Source organism: Rhodopseudomonas sp. BR0M22 (genome assembly GCF_010907035.1).
Taxonomy (GTDB): domain Bacteria; phylum Pseudomonadota; class Alphaproteobacteria; order Rhizobiales; family Xanthobacteraceae; genus Rhodopseudomonas.
In genome coordinates this window covers 23983-46156 of record NZ_QUMK01000046.1, presented here as the reverse complement: position 1 = coordinate 46156, position 22174 = coordinate 23983, and the positions used below count along the sequence as shown (strand labels likewise).

General features: G+C 64.5%; 25 protein-coding genes. 10 read left to right on the top strand and 15 right to left on the bottom strand.

All coding sequences use genetic code 11. The features are described from left to right. The first annotated feature begins 64 nt into the window (after nt 1–64). Nucleotides 65–1372: an adenylosuccinate lyase gene (gene purB, locus DY468_RS15715; protein WP_164605735.1), complete on the top strand. Its 1308-nt coding sequence runs from the start codon at nt 65–67 to the stop codon at nt 1370–1372. 318 nt (nt 1373–1690) lie between these two features. On the opposite strand, the gene purQ is transcribed toward purB, so the two are convergent. The 4 genes from purQ to purC form a co-directional block, all read right to left on the bottom strand. Beyond that, on the bottom strand, nt 1691–2392 hold the full coding sequence (gene purQ / locus DY468_RS15710) for a phosphoribosylformylglycinamidine synthase subunit PurQ (RefSeq protein WP_164605734.1): 702 nt from the start codon (nt 2390–2392) through the stop codon (nt 1691–1693). After that, entirely contained in the window at nt 2389–2646 is a 258-nt protein-coding gene (locus DY468_RS15705) for a hypothetical protein (protein WP_164605733.1), read from the bottom strand. Before DY468_RS15705 ends, purQ begins: the two co-directional genes overlap by 4 nt. Nucleotides 2647–2666: 20 nt before the next feature. Beyond that, entirely contained in the window at nt 2667–2912 is a 246-nt protein-coding gene (gene purS / locus DY468_RS15700) for a phosphoribosylformylglycinamidine synthase subunit PurS (RefSeq protein WP_107345551.1), read from the bottom strand. 188 nt (nt 2913–3100) lie between these two features. Continuing rightward, the gene (purC, locus tag DY468_RS15695; RefSeq protein ID WP_199851757.1) at nt 3101–3868 is read right to left on the bottom strand and encodes a phosphoribosylaminoimidazolesuccinocarboxamide synthase; all 768 of its coding nucleotides are present in this window, start codon (nt 3866–3868) and stop codon (nt 3101–3103) included. Between the two features lie 298 nt (nt 3869–4166). Here purC and DY468_RS15690 point away from each other — a divergent pair, with 298 nt between their 5' ends. Next, nucleotides 4167–4490: a DUF1476 domain-containing protein gene (locus DY468_RS15690; protein ID WP_164605732.1), complete on the top strand. Its 324-nt coding sequence runs from the start codon at nt 4167–4169 to the stop codon at nt 4488–4490. Nucleotides 4491–5002: 512 nt separating this feature from the next. Then, a complete protein-coding gene (locus tag DY468_RS15685; protein WP_164605731.1) occupies nt 5003–5677 on the top strand; it encodes a hypothetical protein in 675 nt (224 codons plus the stop codon). Nucleotides 5678–6046: 369 nt separating this feature from the next. Here the strand turns inward: DY468_RS15685 and DY468_RS15680 are convergent, their stop codons facing one another. From DY468_RS15680 to DY468_RS15665, 4 genes are all read right to left on the bottom strand, one after another. After that, complete coding sequence (locus tag DY468_RS15680; RefSeq protein ID WP_164605730.1) at nt 6047–6397, bottom strand: helix-turn-helix domain-containing protein; 351 nt, start codon at nt 6395–6397, stop codon at nt 6047–6049. Further along, nucleotides 6378–6791, bottom strand: a complete 414-nt coding sequence (locus DY468_RS15675; RefSeq protein ID WP_502706230.1) for a type II toxin-antitoxin system RelE/ParE family toxin — start codon at nt 6789–6791, stop codon at nt 6378–6380. Before DY468_RS15675 ends, DY468_RS15680 begins: the two co-directional genes overlap by 20 nt. Nucleotides 6792–6869: 78 nt before the next feature. Continuing rightward, nucleotides 6870–7688 (bottom strand): isocitrate lyase/PEP mutase family protein, encoded by an 819-nt coding sequence (locus tag DY468_RS15670; protein ID WP_164605729.1) that lies wholly within the window; start codon nt 7686–7688, stop codon nt 6870–6872. A gap of 316 nt (nt 7689–8004) precedes the next feature. Then, entirely contained in the window at nt 8005–8388 is a 384-nt protein-coding gene (locus DY468_RS15665; protein WP_164605728.1) for a hypothetical protein, read from the bottom strand. Between the two features lie 690 nt (nt 8389–9078). Between DY468_RS15665 and DY468_RS15660 the strand changes: the two genes are divergently transcribed. The 4 genes from DY468_RS15660 (at nt 9079) to DY468_RS15645 (ending at nt 11521) form a co-directional block, all read left to right on the top strand. After that, entirely contained in the window at nt 9079–9435 is a 357-nt protein-coding gene (locus tag DY468_RS15660; RefSeq protein ID WP_246700995.1) for a type II toxin-antitoxin system RelE/ParE family toxin, read from the top strand. After that, nucleotides 9428–9751 (top strand): transcriptional regulator, encoded by a 324-nt coding sequence (locus DY468_RS15655; protein WP_164605727.1) that lies wholly within the window; start codon nt 9428–9430, stop codon nt 9749–9751. Before DY468_RS15660 ends, DY468_RS15655 begins: the two co-directional genes overlap by 8 nt. Before the next feature lie 263 nt (nt 9752–10014). Continuing rightward, the gene (locus tag DY468_RS15650; protein WP_164605726.1) at nt 10015–10254 is read left to right on the top strand and encodes a hypothetical protein; all 240 of its coding nucleotides are present in this window, start codon (nt 10015–10017) and stop codon (nt 10252–10254) included. A gap of 772 nt (nt 10255–11026) precedes the next feature. Next, nucleotides 11027–11521: a DUF2937 family protein gene (locus DY468_RS15645; protein WP_164605725.1), complete on the top strand. Its 495-nt coding sequence runs from the start codon at nt 11027–11029 to the stop codon at nt 11519–11521. Nucleotides 11522–11546: 25 nt separating this feature from the next. Here the strand turns inward: DY468_RS15645 and greA are convergent, their stop codons facing one another. The 5 genes from greA to DY468_RS15620 all read right to left on the bottom strand — a co-directional run bounded on the left by greA (nt 11547) and on the right by DY468_RS15620 (nt 15491). Continuing rightward, the gene (gene greA / locus DY468_RS15640) at nt 11547–12029 is read right to left on the bottom strand and encodes a transcription elongation factor GreA (protein ID WP_164605724.1); all 483 of its coding nucleotides are present in this window, start codon (nt 12027–12029) and stop codon (nt 11547–11549) included. A 60-nt stretch (nt 12030–12089) separates the two neighbouring features. Continuing rightward, on the bottom strand, nt 12090–12623 hold the full coding sequence (locus DY468_RS15635; RefSeq protein WP_349644287.1) for a mismatch-specific DNA-glycosylase: 534 nt from the start codon (nt 12621–12623) through the stop codon (nt 12090–12092). Next, nucleotides 12624–13025 carry a DUF2147 domain-containing protein gene (locus DY468_RS15630; RefSeq protein ID WP_164605723.1) on the bottom strand — a complete coding sequence of 134 codons (402 nt, stop codon included), beginning with the start codon at nt 13023–13025 and terminating at the stop codon, nt 12624–12626. Nucleotides 13026–13118: 93 nt separating this feature from the next. After that, nucleotides 13119–14111, bottom strand: a complete 993-nt coding sequence (locus tag DY468_RS15625) for a GGDEF domain-containing protein (protein WP_246700994.1) — start codon at nt 14109–14111, stop codon at nt 13119–13121. 180 nt (nt 14112–14291) lie between these two features. Then, the gene (locus tag DY468_RS15620) at nt 14292–15491 is read right to left on the bottom strand and encodes a TrmJ/YjtD family RNA methyltransferase (RefSeq protein WP_164605721.1); all 1200 of its coding nucleotides are present in this window, start codon (nt 15489–15491) and stop codon (nt 14292–14294) included. A 391-nt stretch (nt 15492–15882) separates the two neighbouring features. On the opposite strand from DY468_RS15620, the gene DY468_RS15615 reads away from it, so the two are divergent. Both DY468_RS15615 and DY468_RS15610 read left to right on the top strand, forming a co-directional pair. Then, nucleotides 15883–17109 (top strand): NADP-dependent isocitrate dehydrogenase, encoded by a 1227-nt coding sequence (locus DY468_RS15615; protein ID WP_011159372.1) that lies wholly within the window; start codon nt 15883–15885, stop codon nt 17107–17109. A gap of 122 nt (nt 17110–17231) precedes the next feature. Continuing rightward, nucleotides 17232–17564 (top strand): YnfA family protein, encoded by a 333-nt coding sequence (locus tag DY468_RS15610; protein WP_164605720.1) that lies wholly within the window; start codon nt 17232–17234, stop codon nt 17562–17564. A 5-nt stretch (nt 17565–17569) separates the two neighbouring features. Here DY468_RS15610 and ybaL read toward each other — a convergent pair whose 3' ends face one another. Continuing rightward, nucleotides 17570–19309, bottom strand: a complete 1740-nt coding sequence (gene ybaL / locus DY468_RS15605; RefSeq protein WP_164605736.1) for a YbaL family putative K(+) efflux transporter — start codon at nt 19307–19309, stop codon at nt 17570–17572. A gap of 183 nt (nt 19310–19492) precedes the next feature. Between ybaL and DY468_RS15600 the strand changes: the two genes are divergently transcribed. Continuing rightward, the gene (locus DY468_RS15600; RefSeq protein ID WP_164605719.1) at nt 19493–21271 is read left to right on the top strand and encodes a cation:proton antiporter domain-containing protein; all 1779 of its coding nucleotides are present in this window, start codon (nt 19493–19495) and stop codon (nt 21269–21271) included. A 146-nt stretch (nt 21272–21417) separates the two neighbouring features. On the opposite strand, the gene DY468_RS15595 is transcribed toward DY468_RS15600, so the two are convergent. After that, nucleotides 21418–22173 carry a GNAT family N-acetyltransferase gene (locus DY468_RS15595; RefSeq protein ID WP_164605718.1) on the bottom strand — a complete coding sequence of 252 codons (756 nt, stop codon included), beginning with the start codon at nt 22171–22173 and terminating at the stop codon, nt 21418–21420. Nucleotide 22174: the final 1 nt, after the last annotated feature.

Below are 22174 nucleotides of genomic sequence, written 5' to 3'. Positions count from 1 at the left end.
CCCTAGCCCCTGCCCCGCCGATCTGCTAAAGCGCGGCGTAATCCCCAAAACTCACGAGTTTGCGATGATCCCGCGTTATACCCGTCCGGAAATGGCTGCCATTTGGGAGCCGCTGACCCGTTTCAAGATCTGGTTCGAGATCGAGGCCCATGCCTCCGACGCGCAGGCTGCGCTCGGGGTGATCCCGAAGGAGGCCGCCGAGGCGATCTGGAAGGGCGGCAAGGACGCGGCGTTCGACGTGGCGCGGATCGACGAGATCGAGCGCGAGGTCAAGCACGACGTCATCGCCTTCCTGACCCATCTGGCCGAATTCGTCGGGCCGATGTCGCGGTTCGTGCACCAGGGCATGACCTCGTCGGACGTGCTCGACACCTGCTTCAACGTCCAGCTCACTCGCGCCGCCGACATCCTGCTGGCCGACCTCGACCGCGTGCTGGCGGCGCTGAAGGCCCGCGCCTTCGAGCACCGGATGACGCCGTCGATCGGCCGTTCGCACGGCATCCACGCCGAGCCGGTGACGTTCGGCCTGAAGATGGCCTACGCCTATGCCGAATTCAGCCGCGCCCGCGACCGCCTGGTCGCCGCCCGCAAGGAGGTCGCGACCTGCGCGATCTCCGGCTCGGTCGGCACCTTTGCGCATATCGATCCGCGGGTCGAAGAGCACGTCGCCAAAGCGATGGGCCTCGCGGTCGAGCCGGTGTCGACGCAAGTCATTCCGCGCGACCGCCACGCGATGTTCTTCGCGGTGCTCGGCGTGATCGCCTCGTCGATGGAGCGGCTCGCCACCGAGATCCGCCATCTGCAGCGCACCGAAGTGCTCGAGGCCGAGGAGTATTTCTCGCAAGGCCAGAAGGGCTCGTCCTCGATGCCGCACAAGCGCAACCCGGTGCTGACCGAGAACCTCACCGGCCTCGCCCGCATGGTGCGCGCCTATGTGATGCCGGCGATGGAGAACGTGGTGCTGTGGCACGAGCGCGACATCTCGCACTCCTCGGCCGAGCGGATGCTGGCGCCCGACGCCACCGTGACGCTGGACTTCGCGCTGAATCGTTTGGCCGGCGTGATCGAGAAGCTGGTGGTGTATCCGGAGAACATGACCAAGAACCTCGACCGCCTCGGCGGCCTGGTGCATTCGCAGCGGCTGCTCACCGCGCTGACCCAGAAGGGCTGCTCGCGCGAAGAGAGCTACAAGCTGGTGCAGCGCAACGCGATGCCGGTGTGGCGCGGCGAAGGCGACTTCCTGACGCTGCTGAAGAACGACCCGGACATGAAGAAGTACATGACCGACGCCGAGATCGAAGAGCAGTTCGACCTCGGCTATCACCACAAGCACGTCGACACCATCTTCAAGCGGGTGTTCGGCGAGAGCTGAGGCGCCGGCAGCGGTACAGAACCCAACGAAAAGCCCCCGGTCTGCGGGGGCTTTTTTTATGGTTTGCGGGTGGTGAGAGCCGTTTGTTCTTGATGGTGGGACCGACGCTTCAGAAGGCTTCCGACACGCCCCCTCATGGTGAGGAGGCGCGCAGCGCCGTCTCGAACCATGTGCCGCAGGCGTTGCGCCTCCTCATCCTTCGAGACGCCCGGCTTTGCCGGGTTCCTCAGGATGAGGACGCAGTGCCGTCGAGAAGCCAAGATCCGCTTTAATCAATCGACTAAGCGCCAAGACTTGCCGGCGATAACGATGCGCCGCTCAGGCCGCCTTGGCGAAGTGCTGGGCGAGACCAGCGAACAGGCCGCGGCCGTCGGTGCAGCCCATGATGTCTTCGACGTGGTTTTCCGGATGCGGCATCATGCCGAGCACGTTGCCGCGCTCGGAGACGATGCCGGCGATCGAGGCGGCGGCGCCGTTGATGTTGTGGCTCTCGCCGACTTCGCCGTCCGGCGAGCAGTAGCGGTACAGCACCCGGCCGTCGCCTTCGAGCCGCTTCACGGTGTCTTCGTCGGCTTCGTAATTGCCCTCGCCGTGCGCCACCGGCACCTTGATCACCTGGCCGGCGGTGTAGCCGCGGGTGAACGGGGTGTCGTTGCGTTCGACGCGCAGATGCACGTCGCGGCAGATGAACTTCAGCCGTGCGTTGCGCATCAGCACGCCCGGCAGCAGGCCGGATTCGCACAGGATCTGAAAGCCGTTGCAGACGCCGAGCACCAGGCCGCCATCGGCGGCGAACTTGCGCACCGCGTCCATCACCGGCGCCCGCGCCGCGATCGCGCCGCAGCGCAAGTAATCGCCATAGGAGAAGCCGCCCGGGACGACGACGAGGTCGGTGCCCTTCGGCAGCTCGGTTTCGGCGTGCCACACCATGGCGGCATCGTTGCCGGAGACGAGCTTCAGCGCGCGCGCCATGTCGCGCTCGCGATTGATACCGGGGAAGACGAGGACGGCGGATTTCATGTCAATGCAGGGATGTCGTTGATCTCAAGGCGCCGTTCGATGCGGTCCAGTTGATGATCGTGTCGCATCAACGTGGCATGGATGCCGGCGAGTTCGTTGTGGACGCCAATGATTTCCTGGCGAATTCCATTCTGGGAGAGACGCAAGCCCTGAATATCGAGCTTCATCTCGGTGATCTCGCCTTTGACCTGCGAGATGTCGCGCTGCACGGCTTTCAGAACTTCATAGACGAGGTCTGCGCTAATTTCAGCCATCGCGGCGCTCCGTAGGGAGACTAACCTTTCACCTCGATAGCATAATTCTCGATCACGGTGTTGGCCAGCAGCTTGTCGGCGGCGTCCTTGAGGGCGGCTTCGGCCTTGGCCTTGTCGGCGGCGCCGTCGAGCTCGATGTCGAACACCTTGCCCTGGCGCACGCTGGCGATGCCGGCAACGCCGAGCGACTTCAGCGCGCCCTCGATCGCCTTGCCCTGCGGATCCAGGATGCCGTTCTTCAAGGTAACAGTTACCCGTGCCTTCATGGTCGCCTCGATGATCCCCTCGTCATGCCGGGCGCAAGCCTCGCCCCGCTGTCATTCCGGGGCGCTCGCGCCCAGCGAGCGAACCCGGAATATCGATCGTTCTATAACTTCTGGATTCCGGGTTCGCGCTGGCGCGCGCCCCGGAATGACGTCGCTTGGAAACGCGCTCGCGCGCGCCGCCTTGAGCCTCAGCCCTTCACCAGCACCGGGCCGGAGCCGACCGGGCGCTCGTTTTCCATCAGGATACCGAGGCGCTTGGCGACTTCGGTGTAGGCCTCCAAGAGGCCACCGAGATCGCGGCGGAAGCGGTCCTTGTCGAGCTTCTCGTTCGACTTGATGTCCCACAGCCGGCAGCTGTCCGGCGAGATCTCGTCGGCGACGATGATGCGCATCATCTCGCTTTCGAACAGCCGGCCGCACTCCATCTTGAAGTCGACCAGACGGATGCCGATGCCGAGGAACAGGCCGGTGAGGAAATCATTGACGCGGATCGCCAGCGCCATGATGTCGTCGATCTCCTGCGGGGTCGCCCAGCCGAACGCGGTGATGTGCTCCTCGGAGACCATCGGATCGTTGAGCTGGTCGTTCTTGTAGTAGAACTCGATGATCGAGCGCGGCAGCTGAGTGCCCTCTTCGATCCCGAGCCGCTGCGACAGCGAGCCGGCGGCGACGTTGCGCACCACCACCTCGAGTGGCACGATCTCGACTTCGCGGATCAGCTGCTCGCGCATGTTGAGGCGGCGGATGAAATGGGTCGGCACCCCGATGTCGTTGAGGTGCTGAAACAGGTACTCGGAGATCCGGTTGTTGAGGACGCCCTTGCCCTCGATCACCTGGTGCTTCTTGGCATTGAACGCGGTGGCGTCGTCCTTGAAGTGCTGAATCAGCGTTCCGGGTTCCGGACCTTCATACAGCACCTTGGCCTTGCCTTCGTAAATGCGACGTCGCCGGCTCATGGGGATGTACCGTGTTTTGTTGAAATCCATCGGGTGGTGGGCTCCGTCTGACGAAAGCGGCCCACGGCGGAGCTGCCGAACAGGCCGGGAATAGGAAACAGAACGAGAACCCAGCCTCGCTGCAACCTAGCTGATTGGCCCCCCCGATACAATCGATCCGGCCGGGTGGCCCGGGAGTTTTACCCCTCGCTGTGCGCCATTGTGGCAGTTGTCTTAACGGGCGGCTCTGGATATCTAGGCATCGAACCCGCCCACCGCAAACCGGCCGTTCTGCCGGCTCAAGATCGGAACATCAGACATGACCACGTTCGACAAGCGCGAGGAAGGCTTCGAGAGGAAGTTCGCGCTCGACGAGGAGCAGAAGTTCAAGGCCGAAGCGCGCCGCGACAAACTGCTCGGCCTCTGGATCGCCGAGAAGCTCGGCCTGTCCGGGGACGCCGCCGCCGCTTATGCCAAGGAAGTGGTGATCGCCGATCTGGAAGAGGCCGGCGACGACGACGTGGTGCGCAAGGTCACCAAGGACCTCACCGACAAGGGCATCACCCTGCCGGAGACCGAACTGCGCGCCAAGATGGCCGAGTTCTATGCCCAGGCGGTGCAAGAGGTGAAGTCGGGCACCTGATTGGTGCCGCCGGCCGCTGCGGCGGCCCGCCTGATCGCTTGATCGGATTTTGGAATGCCCGGGCCTGTCCCGGGCATTCGTGTTTTCGGCGCAGGTTTTCGGTCAGACCACGGCGCGACAGTGTCCCGCTCTGCGACAGCGCGCCCGCCCCGCATTAACACTCGGCACGCAGACGGAACAAAGCGGCGACGAATCGCTGCGGATCGGCGTTGCCGCCGCGGCGAACGCTGCAGCTTGTGCGTCGTCATTCCCGCCCACACCAAGGCTGGAACCCGCCCCTTCATCCAGCGCGGTGAAACAGGGCGGAAAAGTTAACATCCCGGATCGGAATCATCGGGGCGCGAGGTCGATCGCCGTGGCGGCGCCGCGACGCTCTGCCCATTCAATCCGGCGTCTGTTGCTGGGGCCGGGCTCTTCCCGATGCGATGGCTGCAGCGCGAGTCTTGCTGCGGCAGGGTGTTAGGTATATATTCTTATTTTGAGTTGATGCCTTGCCTTTAACGGAGCCCAACATGCCCTTCCCGGTTTATCGCTCCCCCATTCGCGCGATCGACTCCCCCATCGACCGGCCGATCCTGGCGGCGCTGGACGACGGACCGCCGCCGGTCCCGGGCGGCCGTCCGAAAGGCTGCAGGCGGCTGCACACCAACGCCAAGGTCGCCCATGTGCGCCGGCTGATCGAGCAGACCTCGTTCACCTACAAGGAGATCGCGGCGAAGACCGGCGTCAGCGCCGGCACTGTCGGGCGCTGGGCCCGCGACGGCGGCTGGGCCCGTTATCCTTTGGCGCCGCGCGCCAGCGACACCGTGCCGACCGAGCGCGCCGGCCGCCGGCTGAAGCTGCGAATGCTCAGCCACAAGCTGCAGCAGCTCGCCGAACGCTATGTCGACGAGCTGTGGCAGGCGCCGTCGGTCGATCTCAACCGGCTGATCGAGGCCATGGAGGTGCTGAAAATGGCGCGACTCACCCAGAAGGGCCGCGGCCGCCCCGGCAAACCCGGCCCGGCGCCCCGCACCGAAGAAGACTGGCTCGACCGCGAAAGCGCGATCCGCAAGGCCCTGACCGACATGCGTCACAACGGCGTCTTCACCACCTGCATCCCGGCCGAAGCCATGGCGCTGCTGGACGACGCCTACACCCCGCCGGAGCGCGAGGTGGTGCGGCGGGGGCCAAGGAGGAGGAAGTAGGCGGAGCAATCAGTGGCGGATTCGACGTTGAAACCTGCAGTCGCCACAGCATCACCCTCCCCCTTGCGGGGAGGGTCGACCGGCGAAGCGCAGCGAAGCCGGGCGGGGTGGGGGTGCCGCGAGTCGCAGCGCCTTTTGAATTTGCGCTTGGCTCGGCTGCGAGAAGACCTAGCAAGTAGCCCGCATGAGCGAAGCGACATGCGGGAGCCCATCGACAAAAAAACCCGCATGTCGCTTCGCTCATGCGGGCTACGCTTGCTGACCGGGTGGAGGTGCAATAGGCGCCACGAATGCGCCCTACCCACACCACCATTCGCCCTTCCAGTTCATTTCGGGGCGCAATACGCTTCGCTATTGCGCCCTACGCATTCACGCCGCCACTACGCTGATCCGCGCCGCCGCGCGCGAGCGTGGCTTTTTGCGGATGATAATTTCGATGTCCTGATCGAGCGCGTTGAGCAGCACCATGAGCCGCTCGACCGAAAAGCCTTCCAGTTTGTAATTGCGCAGGGCCGAGACCTTGGGCTGATTGATCCCGAGCCTCTCGGCGGCAGCGGCTTGGCTCAGGCGAGCCCGGTCGATTACCGCGTTCAGAGCGTAGGCGAGCCTGAGCTTGGTCTGCCTCTCCTCCGCGTCGGCCATGCCCAGGTCCACAAACACATTGCCGCTGCCGCGGGTGATCTCGGCTGCCATGCCTTTGTTAGCGGTCGTTCTCGCCATCACGGGCCTCGTCATCCTGTCGGGCGAGCTTCAGCCGCCGCGCAATGAGTTCGATATCGCCGCGCGCGGTTTGGATGCCGCGCGGCGACTTCTTTTGGAATGCGTGCAGCACGTAGACCGCGTGCCGGAAGCGCACCGTATAGACCGCTCGGTAGGTATCGCCGTCGAAATCGTCGACCATTTCGAACACGCCCGGCCCCTCGCCCTTCCAGGGCTTGGCACGCGGATGCTTGCCGCCAAACTGCGCCAATCCCAGCGCATTGCCGATCTCACGCTGCACCGGCAACGGAAAGGCGCAAAGGTCGTCTTTCGATGAGCCCACCCAGTGGAGCGGCTTTTCGCCGCTTACAAGTCGCGGTCGCATGACAATATCCCAATTATGGGATGCAAACAACGATAGCAAATGTTCTTATTTTGTTCTTATCATGAGCGACGGAAGTCGGCAAGGTTCGAAGCATCTGGTACGCAGTTATTACTTCCCCGCAAACAGCCCGTTCAGCTCCGCGCCCTTCGTCGCTCCGGCGAATGCGGTGAACGTGCCCTGCTCGGCGATCTCGCGCGCGGCGCCGAGGAAGCCGGCCCAGGCGCAGCGCGCCAGCGAGCCGCCGACGCTGATGCGGCGGACGCCGAGGTCGGCGAGCATCGGCACCGTCATGCTCGGCTGCGCGATCAGCACGTTGAGCGGCTTCGGCGCAACCGCCTTCACCAGCGTGGTGATCTCGGCCTCGGTGGTGACGCCCGGCGCGTACAGGCAGTCGGCGCCGGCCTCGGCGAACGCCACCAGTCGCGCGGTGGTCTTGGCGAGGTCGCGCTCGCCCTTGAAGAAACCCTCGCAGCGCGCCACCAGCACGACGTCCTCGCCCGATGCGTCGATCGCCGCCCGCGCCGCCTTGATGCGCTCGGCGGCGAGCGCGTCGTCGTAGAACGGCTGCGCCGGATCGGTGGTCGTATTCTCGATCGACAATCCGGAAATGCCGGTGGCGATCGCGCGTGTCACGTTGGCGGCAACGCCCTCAGGGCTATCGGCAAAACCGTTCTCGAAATCGGCATTGACCGGCAGATCGACCGCCGCGCACAGCGTGGTCAGATGCGCCAGCACGTCGTCGCAGCTCACCTGATTGTCCGCCCGCCCCGCCGACCACGCAAAGCCGGCGCTGGTCGAGGCCAGCGCCTGAAACCCGAGCGACGCAAGAGCCCGCGCCGAGCCGACATCCCACGGATTCGGCAGCACGAAACAGCCGGTCTCGTGCAGCTTGCGAAACGTGGCGCGCTTGGCGGCGGTGCTGATCATCGGCGATCTCTCTGTGATGGCGGCTCTTGTTGGCGGGACGCTAGCACGGGGCCGGCCGCGGCGTCGAAACTACCGATGACAGCCGAAGTGTCCCACCCTGCGACAGCCGCCACCGCGCGCCTTAACGTTCCGAACGCAGCCGGAACAAAGCGGTGACGAATCACAGCGAATCGGGCCGCGCGAGAATCAGCGTGCTGCATCTCGTCCCAAGGCGCGCATGTGAACACAAGCGCTGGGCGAGCGTGTTCGCTCGCTCAGACGCGAAAACAGGCCGAACGTTAACGGACCGCTCGCGGACGCCGCCCGGCTGGATCGATCAAGGCTGCGCCTTCAAGCTGACCGTCGACTGAATTGTCCCGCTGACGTTGTAGCCGGTCGGCTGCTGAAACTGCGGCGGTCGGCCCTCGATCTGCCGGACATTGCTGTTGACGGAGTCCAGCTTGCAATCCTTGGCGATCGTACTCCGCAGCAGCTCGCATTCCCGCGCCGCTAGTTGAAATACGATCTTGCGTGCCTGATCGAGCTTCTGCGGCAGCTCGTCCTCAGCACCGCTCCCAGACATGAAGAAGGAGAGCGTCGTCTGCACGCGAACCGGCGTGCCCTGCCCGTCAGCGACAGTCGGCGCCGTCTGCGCGGCGACAGGACCGACCAACAACACAGAAGCGGCCGCGGCAAGAAAGGAATACTTCAATGGTAACATGACACATCCCCTGCGATCAGAAACGGCACGAACGTATCAGCGATGGATTGAGGCGGGATGAAGTACTCCGATGAATAACGCAAATGCCGAAGACGGATGGATTCATCGCACGTAAATTGGCCCTTGAGTTAGGACGCTAGCGCCTCGACGTTCGATCCTTTCGGAGATTTGACGAAAGCGACTTTCTGGAGTTCGTGTAAGGCGGATGATAGTAACGTCAGCCGCCATCGCTCAAACGGAGCGCTACGCTTCGCTACCGTGCCCGATGGGCGTGGCGGCCGGAGTGATCATCGGCAACCTCCCTGTCGTGTCGGCTGTTGTTTGACGGGACGCTAGCACGGCGCCGCTCGCAGCGTCGAAGCCACCGGTGACAGCCGAGGTGTCCCACCCTGCGACAGCCGCCACCGCCCGCCTTAACGTTCCGAACGCAGCCGGAACAAAGCGGCGACGAATCACAGCGAATCGGGCCGGACGGGAAGCGGCGCCCTGCATGTCGCGCGGAGACCAGCGCTACCACACCAGGGATGGACCTGCGTCAGCGCTGGACGACGGCAGCGAAGGCAAAGAACGTTAACGGCGGGACACCGCCAAGCACGCCCGCTGCTCCGGACAGCAGACCGAAGAGGCGGCCCTACAGACCATCCCGTATCGCAATCGAATAGAGGGCGTACTGGACCGACGGTAACATATATGTTACCGTTGGTTATGCTGGACATTCGCTACTATTCGGCGGATCGGGAAAGCCCATTCGCGGATTGGCTCGACGGGCTCGACGTCATGGCAGCCGCCAAGGTGACGACCGCCGTGGCGCGGCTGTCCCTCGGCAACCTCTCCAACGTCAAGTCGGTCGGCGAAGGCGTCCTCGAAACCAAGATCGATTTCGGGCCCGGCTATCGGATCTATTTCGGGCGTGACGGCGATACGATGGTCATTCTGCTTTGCGGTGGCACCAAGAAGCGACAACGCAGCGATATCGCGCGCGCCATGGTGTATTGGCGCGACTACAAGCAGAGCAAGAAGCGGCGGTCAGGACGGAGCAATGGCTAATACGAAGAGCTTCAAAGAGTTGATCCAGAACCGCGTCGCGAAGGACCCGGCATTCGCCGACGCCCTATTGCGCGAAGCGATCGAGGTGATGCTCAAGGGTGATATCGAGACCGGAAAAGCCGTCCTGCGCGACTACATCAAGGCCACCGTCGGCTTCGAACAACTCGGCGCCGCGACTGATCTGCCGCCCAAGAGCCTGATCCGGATGTTCGGCCCCAGCGGCAACCCGCAGGCGAAAAACCTGTTCAGCGTGATCGGCTATCTGCAGGATCGCGCGGGGCTAGAGCTGAAGGTGAGCAAGACACGGCGGGCGTGAGCCGACCGCGTCGAACCGCTGATGCGGGGACAACGACCATGAGCGAGCAACCGTTCGACAGCGTTTGGGACAACGAAATGGCGCGTAGTGAAGCCGGCGACGTGAGGCAGTATTTCAGCGTAGCCTGCATGAGCGAAGCGACATGCAGGAGCATTGTCGATAATCCCGGGTATCGCTGCGCTCACCCGGGCTACGCTTGCTGCTAAGGGGATCTTTTGGGTTTTCAGCCGTTTAGGTGATATAAGAAGGAGGGAGAAAGTCCGATGTCCGGCCAACGCAACGCTACTGCCGACTTGATCGCGGACCTAGCGCAGCGGCACAGGGTGCAGCTTACCGCGACGGAATCCGATGTCCTCGCGCGGCACATCAGCCGGCTGGCAGGTGACGATGTCGTTTTGGACGATATCGAGCAGACATTGATGTCCCTGCAGCGCGCCGGACATCTGAGCCGACGCGAACTGGTGCGCCTGCAAGCGCGCTATCTGCGCGAATCCAGGCCGTGACGTTCGATCCCTTCGGGGACTTGAGACGCAAGGCTATTTTGCTAACGATCAGCTCGCGGATCAGAGCCGCAGCATCCCCATAGCTCAAGTGGCACAAGACGCTTCGCTATTGCGCCCTACGGGCTGAAATACGAAACGACACGAACTTATCAGTGCTGGATTGAGGCGGGATGAGAACACTCCGATGGGCGTGAGGTCGCCGTTCAGTGTAGCCTGCATGAGCGGAGCGACAGGTAGGGGTACCGATCCTCCCCGGGTATCGCTGCGCTCACCCGGGCTACGCTCGCGAACACCGGGCTTCCGCTATTGCCTACTTACGCGGGAGTTCTTCAAATAAATCCCGCGTTTCATTGTCGCGTCGTCTGCTCAGATTTTCTCCGCGATGAAAGCATGGGTGCTTGATGCCCCCGAGTCCCTTTCCGGCTTCGAAGTGCGCCCAACCTCCATTCGGCATCTGGACACTGGTAACCTGCCCCCCACAAACCGGACAGGGATGACGATACTTTCCGCGATTGACTCCTCCAGGGCGAAAGACCCAAGTCTCACGAACGAAAATCGTGCGACCAGACTTTGCTCGTCGCTCGTGACTTCGTCGCCTTATCCAAGACACAGTATTTGGAATAACCGAACCCATACGGTGCCCACTGCCAGCAAGAACCACCTTTTCCACAAACCACCACTTACAATGCTGCAAGCCTCACGAATCTACTAATTTTAGAGCCTAGCTATAGCCACTGCTCCATAGCAAACACTCCAACCACGGAGTCCTTTCGTGAGAGTAGCAATCATCGCGACTTCCCTTCTGGCAGCAGTATTTGCAGCACAGATTCCGGAATTTCTTCTCCAGTATCAACAACGAATTGGAGGAGCCTCTGACGAACTCACGAGAATTGTGAGGCACTTCGACGAAGACTCTCGTCGCTCGGGCTACGAAAGAACGGAAGCGCTTCATCTGATGAAGCAAAACCCCGAGCGGCTGATTAGGGATCAGTCGCAGCGTATGAACGAGAACATCTCGCGACTCGCTACGTTGAACAAACAACAAGAATTGTTCAACAAAGGCATCCGTACCGCCTCGCTCTTTGAGTTTGCGGTCAACTATGATGAGCCTCTTGCGCGCAAAACCTATGAAAATTTCACCCCTGCGCTGCAATTTTCATTCTCAGGAGTATCGTTTGCGCTTATTGGCTTCGTGCTCGTAGTTGGATTACTCAGTCTCTTCACATTTATTGTCGGTCTTGGCTCGAAAGCACTGCGAAATAGATGACCTTGGCCGCGAGCGACACAATTCCCTATCCCACCCCAACTACCTCCAACTCCTGCGCGCCCTTCCCCACCACGTCGCCGACGCTCTTGCCCATCAGCAGCCGTGCCACCGGCGACACGAACGAGATCGTGCCCTGCTTCGGGTCGGCTTCGTCTTCGCCGACGATGCGGTAGGTTTGGACGCGGCCGTCGGCGCGGCGGAAGGTGACGGTGGAGCCGAACGCGATCTCGTCGGTTGAGGGCGGATCTGGCATCACCTGTGCGCTACGCACCCGTGCTGCGTAGTAACGGGCATCACGCAGCGGGATGGCTTCGGCGCGGCGGCGTTCGTTGACGTCCTCGATCGCACCAGCGGCTTCGAGCGCGGCGCGGGCTTGCGCCAACTGCGCCTCCAGCGCCGCCAGCCCGGCTGCGGTGACGAGATTCGGATGCGGCGAGATCGGCCGATCCGGCAGCACGGTCTCCGAGGCGGTCTCGGCACTGTCTTCCTTGGTGAAAGCGACGCTCAAGTTAAACTCCATAGACGGTCGCCGGAGGGCGACCTGACGCAGCGACACAACGCTTCTCGATCAAGAGGCGCGGACCCGTTCGGCAAACTCCCACCAGTGGATCTTGTTCGCCATCCAATTCCAATCCGCCATCGGCGAGGTCGATGGCAGCACATAGATCGATGTCGTTCCGATGCTCTCCTCGTAACGGCCGAGGCCGACCCTGCGACCGACGAACCGCTTCGCAGCTTCCAGACTGGTGAAGGCGAGAAAGTCGGGCCGGTTCTCTTCGATCTTACGTCTGAGGACGACTCGGTGTTCCGGCCGCGGCCGAACCTCATGATCGCTGCCGGCGACATCCTTGCACAGGTCCGTGAGGCCGATGCCGAATCTCGTCACCTCGCGAAACTCGTGCGGCGCCAGCTTTCGATCCGTCAGGCCCGTTTCGCTGAGGACGCTCCAGAACTTGTTCCGGCCGTGCGCATAGTAGCTTTGCGCCTTCTCCGATGCACGGCCGGCGGCGGTGCCGCAGAACACGACTCTGAGCCCGCGCTGCAGAACATCAGGCAAGATGACCTTGGGCAAGCTCTCCAGACCTTGCTGGCGCGCCTCCACTCAGTTCGCCCGCGTCCAGGTCGAGGATTTGCAGATCAGGCCGCCCATCGCGCAGCCCTGGGTGGTCAGCGTGCCGCCGGAGAGATTCATCTTGCCGGTGTAGGTCTTGCCGTCCTCGGGATTGAAGGCGCTACCGGCCCAGGCGTTCGGCCCGGTGGGCTTCATGTCGAAGAACACCTTCTGGCCGACCTTGGCGGGGGTCTCGACACCCGGCTTGATCCAGACCAGTGTGCCGCACACCGCCCCGCCGCAGGGCGCGAACTTCACCTTGGAGGCGCCGGTGTCGCGCAGCCAGGTGCCGCCGACATCGTCGGCGCGAACGGTGGTGCCGCTCATGGCGGCGCCTAGCGCGGCCAGCACCGCAACGCCGAACGCGCGGCGACGGATCGAGAGCTGTCGCATTTTTCCTCCCCCCAACTCGAGCGCGGCGCATCGCCGCCTGCAAGCCAGCCAATCGCGGGATGTGGCGCAAGTCAATCCGGGCGGATCGCTCCGCTAGCCGCGCGAGGGAGATTGGACGATGCGGTTTCGTCCCAGATTTTTCGCCTCGTAAAGCAACGCATCCGCCGTCTCGAACAGACTGTGCGCCGTCTTGTCGGGCAGGCAAATCGCGGTGACGACGCCGAAACTCGCGGTGACGACGCGCGCGATCGGCGACGCTTCATGCGGGATTGCCAGATCGAGGATCGCCTCGCGAAGCGCCGTCGCGACCGCCAGCGCGCCGGCCTCGTCGGTGTCCGGCAGGATGCAGACGAACTCCTCGCCGCCCCAGCGCGCCGCCAGATCGGCGGGCCTGAACATCCGCCTGTCGATCACTTCCGCGATGCGCTGCAGGCATCGATCGCCCTGCAGATGCCCGTAGCGGTCGTTGAAGGCCTTGAAGTGGTCGATATCGAGCAGGATCAGCGACAGCGGGGCGCCGGACCGCGTGTGCGTGGCGTAGCTGGTCGAGAGCACGCCGTCGAAACGCCGGCGGTTTGCGATCGCCGTCAACTCGTCGGTGAGATTGGTCTGCACCAGTTTGCGGTGCATCTCCGCGAGCTGTTCGGCGGCCCGCTTGCGTTCGGTGATGTCGCGAACGATCGAGCAGTTCATCTTGCGGCCCAGATACTCGACGAAGTTGACCGTGACCTCGACCGCAACGTCGACGCCGTCCTTGGTGCGGTTGACGGTTTCGAGCGTGAACGAGCCGCGGGACTCGACCTCGCGCCAATGGTCGCGCCAGATGTCGGCGTCGAACAGCGGATCGAGATCAAGCACCGTCATCGACAGGAACTCGGCCTGCGAGTAGCCGAGCAGCTTGGTCGCGGCCGCGTTGACGAACAGCACCCGCCCATGCTCGTCGAGCCAGATGATCATGTCGGCGATCCGGTCGATCGCATATTTGGCGAGCAGCGCGTTTTCGTTGAGGCATTCGCACAAGGTCGCCTGGCACAGCGGCTCGGACGGGGGCGGCTGCCGGGGTCCGTCGTGTCCACGATCTGGCATGTCTCGTATCAAGGTCGGAGCCCTTGTCGCAGTTGCGCGGGCGCCCCTCGCAGGGGCTCTCCATCGCTGCAAACGCATTGCTCGAACAAATACGTTACCAATGCGTCGCCGGTTCGGAGACCGGACGCATTGTCCGCCGCATACTTAACCCGAGGTAAGCCCTTTAACCCGCGGTGAGCCCTACGCCGCCAGCACCGCTTCCAGCCGCGCCAGCACGGCGGCGATGTCGCCCGTGACGTCGGTCGCCGCGACCAGCGCGACCCGATAGTCGCGCGCTTCCAGCCACGCCTTGCGCATCGCCCGGTCGCGCACGATCGCGTCGCTCTCATCCGGATTGACCAGCTCGATCGCGATGCGGTGCGGGAACGAGACGAAGTCCGGAATGTGGCGGCCGACCGGGGTCTGGCGCTTGAAGGTGCCGGCGAAGCGGCGGTCCTTGCGCAGATGTTCCCACAGCAGCCGCTCGGCGTCGGTCGGGTTGCGGCGGAGCATGCGGGCGAGCCCGCGCAGCGAGCCGCCTTCGGCGTCGGGGCCGCCGGCCGCTGCGCGCTCGGCCAGCAGCGCGCGCAGCCTCGTCGCCTGTTCGCCGTCGAGCACGCCGCCCTTGGCCGGGCCCTTGCGGCCCTCGGCGATCGCCATGATGGCGCCGTGCAGGGTGTGGATGTCCTGCTTGGTCGGATCCATCCGGGTGAAGATGTTGCGCAGGTTCACCAGCATGGTGTCGCGCTTCTCCGGCGGGCGGAGGAACTCGACGCGGTCGAGCTCGGCCACGAGGTTGTCGAAGAACGCCTGCATCTGGTGCTGCGACGCCGGCTCGGAGCGCTCCGGCATCGTGAACGGCAGCGCGCCCCCCGTGGCGTGCTTGAACCATTCGTACCCCATCAGCAGCACCGCCTGGGCGAGATTCAGCGAGGCGAACGCCGGGTTGACCGGGAAGGTGACGATGCGGTTGGCGAGCGCGACCTCGTCGTTCTCGAGGCCGTGGCGCTCGCGGCCGAACAGGATGCCGGCGGTAACGCCGGTCGCGATCGAGGCGACGATCTCCTGCGCAGCGGCCTCGGGCGCGCGCACCGGCTTGGCTTGGTCGTGGGCACGGGCGGTGGTGGCGAACAGCAGCGCGCAATCGGCCACCGCGTCCTCGACGCTGTCGAACAGCTCCACCGCATTCAGGATGTGATCGGCGCCGGCGGAGGCGCGCGTCGCGGCGATGTTCGGCCAGCCGTCGCGCGGCTTCACCAGCCGCAGCCGGGTCAGGCCGAAATTGCCCATCGCGCGCGCGCACATCCCAATATTCTCGCCGAGCTGCGGCTCGACCAGAATCACCACCGGGCCGTCGAGCGCGGCCGGGGGCTTGGATCGGTCGGTGCCGGAACCGGACATGGGCAAGGTCTTTCAGAGCGGGCGGCCTCGGAGTGATCCGAGGCGGCGCCGGAGGAAATGGGGAAAGCCGCGGCGCACGGGCCGGACAGCGGCGGCCGCCGCGCCCTTCCGTTGCCAAGGCGGCGGCGATTTCTCAAGCAAATAGCGGATTTGCCGGCCGGTTTGAACCGCTGTGACGTGCGCCTGACACAGCACGCCCCCACCCCGCCGCCGGCCGTAGCGGTGCTCGGGGCCGCGGCGGTGCGGAGCCATGCGGAGCCGCGCTGCGAATCCGTCCAAATTGCTTCCGCATTCGCCTTTCGGCCCGTCCGGCGCGGTGCTATAGCGGGCGCGGCTTTAGTCCAATTCCCGCCCCTTTGAAGCGCAGAATCACAAGAAGGCCCGATCCCGCATGGCGAAAATCAAGGTGAAGAATCCCGTCGTGGAACTCGACGGTGACGAGATGACCAGGATCATATGGCAGATGATCAAGGACAAGCTCATCACCCCGTTCCTTGATGTCGAGCTGATGTATTTCGACCTCGGGATGGAGCACCGCGACAAGACCGACGATCAGGTCACCATCGATGCGGCCAACGCCATCAAGCAGGTCGGCGTCGGCGTGAAGTGCGCCACCATCACCCCGGACGAAGCGCGGGTGAAGGAGTTCGGCCTCAAGAGCATGTGGAAGTCGCCGAACGGCACCATCCGCAACATCCTCGGCGGCGTGATCTTCCGCGAGCCGATCATCTGCAAGAACGTGCCGCGGCTGGTGCCGGGCTGGACCAAGCCGATCGTGATCGGCCGCCACGCCTACGGCGACCAGTATCGCGCGACCGACATCAAGTTCCCCGGCCCGGGCACGCTGACGATGAAGTTCGTCGGCGAGGACGGCTCGGTGATCGAGCGCGAAGTCTTCAAGGCGCCCGGCGCCGGCGTCGCGATGTCGATGTACAACCTCGACGAGTCGATCAAGGACTTCGCCCGCGCCTCGCTGAACTACGGCCTGATGCGCAACTACCCGGTCTATTTGTCGACCAAGAACACCATCATGAAAGTCTATGATGGGCGCTTCAAGGACATTTTCCAGGAGATCTTCGACGCCGAGTTCAAGAAGGAATACGACGCCAAGGGCCTGACCTACGAGCACCGCCTGATCGACGACATGGTCGCCTCGGCGCTGAAGTGGTCGGGCGGCTACGTCTGGGCCTGTAAGAACTACGACGGCGACGTGCAGTCCGACACCGTGGCGCAGGGCTACGGCTCGCTCGGCCTGATGACCTCGGTACTGATGACGCCGGACGGCAAGACGGTGGAAGCCGAAGCCGCCCACGGCACCGTCACCCGCCACTACCGCGAACACCAGAAGGGCAAGGCGACCTCGACCAACTCGATCGCCTCGATCTTCGCCTGGACCCGCGGCCTCGCGCATCGCGCCAAGCTCGACAGCAACGAAGAGCTGGCTCGCTTCGCCGACCTGCTCGAGAAGGTCTGCGTCGACACCGTCGAAGCCGGCGCGATGACCAAGGACCTCGCGCTCCTGGTCGGGGCCGACCAGCGCTGGCTGTCGACCGAAGGCTTCCTCGACAAGGTCGCGCAGAACCTCAACAAGGCGATGGAAGACGCCAAGGCCGCCTGATCAGGCGCAAAGCTGAACGAGCGAAAGGCGCGGATGTCCTCCGCGCCTTTTTCTTTTGTCGCGCTGTTGGATTACGTTTCAACGTATCGATCGATGTTCAAGAATAGCCACCCCGCTCGCCCATGACCTCACTCCTCACCTTCTGCGCCGCCGCGTTGATGGAAATCGCCGGATGCTTTGCGTTCTGGGCCTGGCTGCGGCTCGACAAGTCGCCGCTGTGGCTGATCCCCGGCATGCTTGCGCTGGCGCTGTTCGCTTATCTGCTGACGCTGGCCGACAGCCCGCTCGCCGGCCGCGCCTATGCGGCCTATGGCGGCATCTATATCGCCAGCGCGCTGCTATGGGGCTGGGCGATGGAAGGCAATCGCCCCGATCCGTGGGACGTCATCGGCGCCGCGATCTGCCTGGTCGGCATGAGCGTGATCCTGTTCGGACCGCGCTCACTGCCGGCGTGAGCTGATCAAGCCGCCGCGCCGGCCGAGGCCGGGGCGGTGGAGCTGCTGATCGGACTGCCGCCGGCGCCAGCGTCGCCGCTGCCGGCATCGACGCCGAGCCTTGCGATCATCGCGCGGGCGATTTCGTCTTCGCCCATGATCACCAGATTGGCGCCGTTACTCCGCAGATGCGTGACTTCTTCGACCGAATGCGCGCGGGCGATGATCAACAGGCCGGGATTGACCGCGCGCGCCTTGGCGACGATCTGGCCGCCTTCGAACGCGTTGGGGATAGCCACCAGCAGGCCGTGCGCCTGTGCGATCTCGGCCTCGTCGAGAACCTCTTGCGCGGCGGCGTTGCCGTTGATGGCGGTGAAGCCCTCGCGCTGAAGCCGTGCCACCCGCTCGTCGTCGTTCTCGATCACCACCATGTCGGCGCCGATCCGGCGCAGCACCGCGCTGACATTTGAGCCGACCCGGCCATGGCCGACCAGCACGACGTGGCCGCGCGGCTTCGCCGGCGCCGCGGCGGCTGCAGCCTCCGTGGCCGCCTGCTTGGCGGCTTCGGCAGCCGCCGCAACCTTGGCGCTGACGCGGTCGAGCAGCACGAACATCAACGGATTGAGCATGATCGAGATGATCGCGCCGGCCAGCACCAGATCGCGGCCACGCTCCGGCATCAGCCCGAGCGCGACGCCGAGCCCGGCGAGGATGAAGGAGAACTCGCCGATCTGCGCCAGCGAGGCCGAGATCGTCAGCGCCGTCATGTTGGGATGGCCGAACAGCCGCACGATCAGGAACGCCGCGATCGACTTGCCGAACACGATGATCAGCACGGTGACCAGCAGCGGCAGCGGCTCGCGGATGACGATCGCCGGATCGACCAGCATGCCGACCGAGACGAAGAACAGCACCGCGAAGGCGTCGCGCAGCGGCAGCGTCTCGTTGGCGGCGCGCTGGCTCAGCTCGGACTCCGACAGGATCATGCCGGCGAAGAACGCGCCCAGCGCGAACGAGACGTCGAACAGCACCGCGGCGCCGAACGCGACGCCGAGCGAGATCGCCAGCACCGCGAGCCGAAACAATTCGCGCGAGCCGGTGTGCGCCACGTAGTGCAGCATCCAAGGGATGATCCGGCGGCCGACCACCAGCATGAACACCATGAAGGCGAACACCTTGCCGAGCGTCAGAGCCACCGGCCACAGCACAGACTGCCAGTCGGCAGTCGTGGCCTCGCCCTTGAGCAGGCCGGCCACCGCCGGCAGCAGCACCAGCGTCAGCACCATCGCGATGTCTTCGACGATCAGCCAACCGACCGCGATACGGCCGCGCTCGCTGTCAATCAGGCGGCGCTCCTGCAGCGCGCGCAGCAGCACCACGGTACTTGCGACCGACAGCGCCAGACCAAACACCAGGCCGGCGCCGAACGGCCAGCCGAGCGCATGACCGAGCCCGGCGCCAAGCACGGTGGCGGCTCCGATCTGCACCACCGCGCCAGGAATCGCGATCGCCCGCACTTCGAGCAGATCCTTCAGCGAGAAATGCAGCCCGACGCCGAACATCAGCAGGATGACGCCGATCTCGGCGAGTTCGTTGGCGAGACTTTGGTCGGCCACATAGCCCGGCGTGAACGGGCCGATCACCACACCGGCGAGCAGATAACCCACCAGTGGCGAAATCTTCAGCCGCTGCGCCACGACACCGAGAGCGAATGCCAGCACCAAGCCGGCCACGATGGTGGAAATCAGGGGTGTATTGTGCTCCATCGTTCTGTTGTGCGGCATGAAGCCGCGACTTTCTACCCGAATGAAGGCTACCGATCGCCGCAGTGCACGCGGCACAAAGAAACCAGAGTTGGGCCGGAACTCGAATCGCGGTGTATTGCCGCAGCTTGCGACGGATGCGCGGGAGACCGCCGCATCCAGCTACCGCATGTGGGTTGAGGAACGATGTCAGTCGAAAACGGTGTCGGGGTCTACCGCGAAGCCCTGGTGTTTCTTGGGACCGCAGGCGTCCTGATCCCGGTAATGACGCGATTTCGCGTCAGTCCTGTGCTCGGCTTTCTGGTCGCCGGGTTGGTACTCGGCCCGCACGGCCTCGGCCGGATCGGCGCCGATCTTCCGGTACTCAGCTACATTGCAATTACTTCGCAGGATGCGGTCGATCGTCTTGCCGAACTCGGCGTCGCGTTTCTGCTGTTCACGATCGGCCTGGAATTGTCGTTCGACCGGCTGTGGACGATGCGGCGGCTGGTGTTCGGCCTCGGCATGTCGCAGGTGGTGCTGACGACGGCCGCGATCAGCGGCATCGCGCTGGCGTTCGGCAACACGATTGAATCCAGTCTGGTGATCGGCGCCTGTCTGGCGCTGTCCTCGACCGCGATCGTGCTGCAGCTCCTCGCCGAGCAGAAACGGCTCGCCACCATCGCCGGCCGCAGCATCTTCGCGGTGCTGCTGGCGCAGGATCTCGCGGTGGTGCCGATCCTGTTTCTGATCGTGGTGTTTGGCCAGGCCGCCGGCGATGCGGCGAGCGGCAGCGCCACCAGCACCGGCGCGGTTTGGCTTGGGCTCGCAATGGCGCTGGTACAGGCAGCCGCCGCGATCCTGCTGATCATCGGCTTCGGCCGGCTGGTGCTGCGGCGACTGTTCCGACTGGTGGCCTCGACCAACAACCGCGAACTGTTCATGGCGACGATCCTGTTCGTGGTGGTCGGCACCTCGCTGCTCACCCACGTCGCCGGGCTGTCGATGGCACTCGGGGCGTTTCTGGCCGGCCTGGTGCTGGCGGAGACCGAATTCCGCCGTCAGGTCGAGGTCGACATCGAGCCGTTCAAGGGCATGCTGCTCGGACTGTTCTTCATCTCGGTCGGTATGCGGATCGATCTGGCGGAGGTCGCGCGCTATCCGGCGATGGTGGCGACTTCGGTAATCGGCATGACGGCGCTGAAGGCGATCGTGATCGCCGGTCTCACCTGGATGTTCCGGCTGTCGCGGCCGGTAATCGCCGAGGCCAGCCTGCTGCTCGCCGGCGGCGGCGAGTTCGCCTTCCTCGTCCTGGGTCTTGCCAGTTCGAGCGGCCTCGTCACCCGTGAGGTCGAGCAGTTCATGCTGCTGGTGTCGTCCGGCACGATGATGCTGACGCCGTATCTGGCTCGGCTCAGCCGCAAGGCCAGTGCGCGGGCGCGCAGCGCGGTGGCGGTTGAGGCCGGTCACACCGATCCCCGCCCCGGCGATACGCCGCTGATCATCCTGGTCGGCTACGGCCGGGTCGGCCGCATCGTCGGCGACATTCTGACCAAGCAGGGCAAGCCTTTCATCGGCATCGATGTCGACGCCGAGGCGGTGGCGCGGGCGCGAAAGGCAGGCGCCAATGTCGTCTACGGCGACGCCAGCCAGCGCGCCTTTCTGCGCAAATGCGGGCTGGGCGACACACCAGCAATGGTGGTGACGATGCATGACGCCGCCGCGGCCGAGCACGTCGTGGCCGCCGCCCGCGCCGAACGCGCCGACCTGCCAATCATCGTCCGCGCCCGCGACGCAGACCATGCGGCGCGACTGTTCAAGCTCGGCGCCACCGATGTGATCCGCGAAGTGCTGGAAGCCAGCTTCGAAATCGCCAGCTCGGTGCTGCAGACCCTCGGCATCCCGGCCGGAAAAGTGATTGCCGCAATCCACGACGAGCGCGACATCAGGAAGAAGCGCGTCCGCGAAGGCGTCGCGGCGGATTAGCCGTGCCATCATAGACGGCGCACATCATTCCGGCCGCCGCGCGGCGGCGATTCGGAATCTCGAGGTTATTGTGCTCAGTGCTCAACCGATCGTCATTCCGGGTTCGCTTACTAACGCAAGCACCCCGGAATGACGGGGGAAGGCTGTTACTTCGTCGGCGCCCGGCGGAAGTGGTAGCGGTAGAGCTCGCGGTCGAAGCCGAGGCCGGCATAGAGCGCGCGGCCGGCGGTGTTGTCGGTGACGACTTGCAGGCAGGCGCCGGTGGCGCCCTGGCCAGACGCCCAGGCGAGCAGCGCGGTCATCAGGCGCTTGCCGAGGCCGTGGCCACGCAGAGCTTCATCGACCACCACCGACTCGATCACCACCAGACCGTCGTGCAGCACGCCGTAGGCGGTCGCGACGACGCGGCCATCCTGGCGGAGCGCGAAGAAGCCGGTCGGCAGCGCGGTCGCTTCGACGACGCGGGCATACACGGAGGCGTGCGACGGTGATTGCGCCTGCAGCCGCGCAATCGCCGCCAGCCACTCGGCATCGGCGCACGGGGTGATGGTGACATCCGGTCCCACCGCGGCGAAGCTTTCGCGCAAAAGGTCGCGATACAGCGTGCAGGCTTCACCTTCGGCCGTGAAGCCGCGGGTGTCGAGCTCGCGTTCGACTTGCGGCGGCAGCAACGACACCAGCCGCACAATCAAGGGCAGCGCTTGCGCGCGATACAGGCGATCGAACGCATCGAGCTGAGGCGCGATAGTGGTGATGGCCGGATGCAGCGGATTGGCCGAATTGATCCGGCGCGATACGCCGTCGCCGAACCGCAACAGCCAGTCGCCATGCAGCGCGCTGCGCAAGGCCGGCCAGGCGTTGAGGCAGGCCTGTTCGACCTGCCACGCCAATGCGTGGTCCACC

Excerpts from the sequence above, each read along its gene's own strand:
- DY468_RS15680 (WP_164605730.1), bottom strand. The coding sequence starts at position 6,397 with ATGGCGAGAACGACCGCTAACAAAGGCATGGCAGCCGAGATCACCCGC.
- purS (WP_107345551.1), bottom strand. The coding sequence starts at position 2,912 with ATGAAGGCACGGGTAACTGTTACCTTGAAGAACGGCATCCTGGATCCG.
- purB (WP_164605735.1), top strand. The coding sequence starts at position 65 with ATGATCCCGCGTTATACCCGTCCGGAAATGGCTGCCATTTGGGAGCCG.
- purC (WP_199851757.1), bottom strand. The coding sequence starts at position 3,868 with ATGAGCCGGCGACGTCGCATTTACGAAGGCAAGGCCAAGGTGCTGTAT.
- DY468_RS15630 (WP_164605723.1), bottom strand. The coding sequence starts at position 13,025 with ATGCGACAGCTCTCGATCCGTCGCCGCGCGTTCGGCGTTGCGGTGCTG.
- DY468_RS15600 (WP_164605719.1), top strand. The coding sequence starts at position 19,493 with ATGTCAGTCGAAAACGGTGTCGGGGTCTACCGCGAAGCCCTGGTGTTT.
- DY468_RS15705 (WP_164605733.1), bottom strand. The coding sequence starts at position 2,646 with ATGGCTGAAATTAGCGCAGACCTCGTCTATGAAGTTCTGAAAGCCGTG.
- DY468_RS15625 (WP_246700994.1), bottom strand. The coding sequence starts at position 14,111 with ATGCCAGATCGTGGACACGACGGACCCCGGCAGCCGCCCCCGTCCGAG.
- DY468_RS15615 (WP_011159372.1), top strand. The coding sequence starts at position 15,883 with ATGGCGAAAATCAAGGTGAAGAATCCCGTCGTGGAACTCGACGGTGAC.
- DY468_RS15685 (WP_164605731.1), top strand. The coding sequence starts at position 5,003 with ATGCCCTTCCCGGTTTATCGCTCCCCCATTCGCGCGATCGACTCCCCC.
- purQ (WP_164605734.1), bottom strand. The coding sequence starts at position 2,392 with ATGAAATCCGCCGTCCTCGTCTTCCCCGGTATCAATCGCGAGCGCGAC.
- DY468_RS15665 (WP_164605728.1), bottom strand. The coding sequence starts at position 8,388 with ATGTTACCATTGAAGTATTCCTTTCTTGCCGCGGCCGCTTCTGTGTTG.
- ybaL (WP_164605736.1), bottom strand. The coding sequence starts at position 19,309 with ATGGAGCACAATACACCCCTGATTTCCACCATCGTGGCCGGCTTGGTG.
- DY468_RS15620 (WP_164605721.1), bottom strand. The coding sequence starts at position 15,491 with ATGTCCGGTTCCGGCACCGACCGATCCAAGCCCCCGGCCGCGCTCGAC.
- DY468_RS15655 (WP_164605727.1), top strand. The coding sequence starts at position 9,428 with ATGGCTAATACGAAGAGCTTCAAAGAGTTGATCCAGAACCGCGTCGCG.
- DY468_RS15660 (WP_246700995.1), top strand. The coding sequence starts at position 9,079 with ATGTTACCGTTGGTTATGCTGGACATTCGCTACTATTCGGCGGATCGG.
- DY468_RS15610 (WP_164605720.1), top strand. The coding sequence starts at position 17,232 with ATGACCTCACTCCTCACCTTCTGCGCCGCCGCGTTGATGGAAATCGCC.
- DY468_RS15670 (WP_164605729.1), bottom strand. The coding sequence starts at position 7,688 with ATGATCAGCACCGCCGCCAAGCGCGCCACGTTTCGCAAGCTGCACGAG.
- DY468_RS15690 (WP_164605732.1), top strand. The coding sequence starts at position 4,167 with ATGACCACGTTCGACAAGCGCGAGGAAGGCTTCGAGAGGAAGTTCGCG.
- DY468_RS15650 (WP_164605726.1), top strand. The coding sequence starts at position 10,015 with ATGTCCGGCCAACGCAACGCTACTGCCGACTTGATCGCGGACCTAGCG.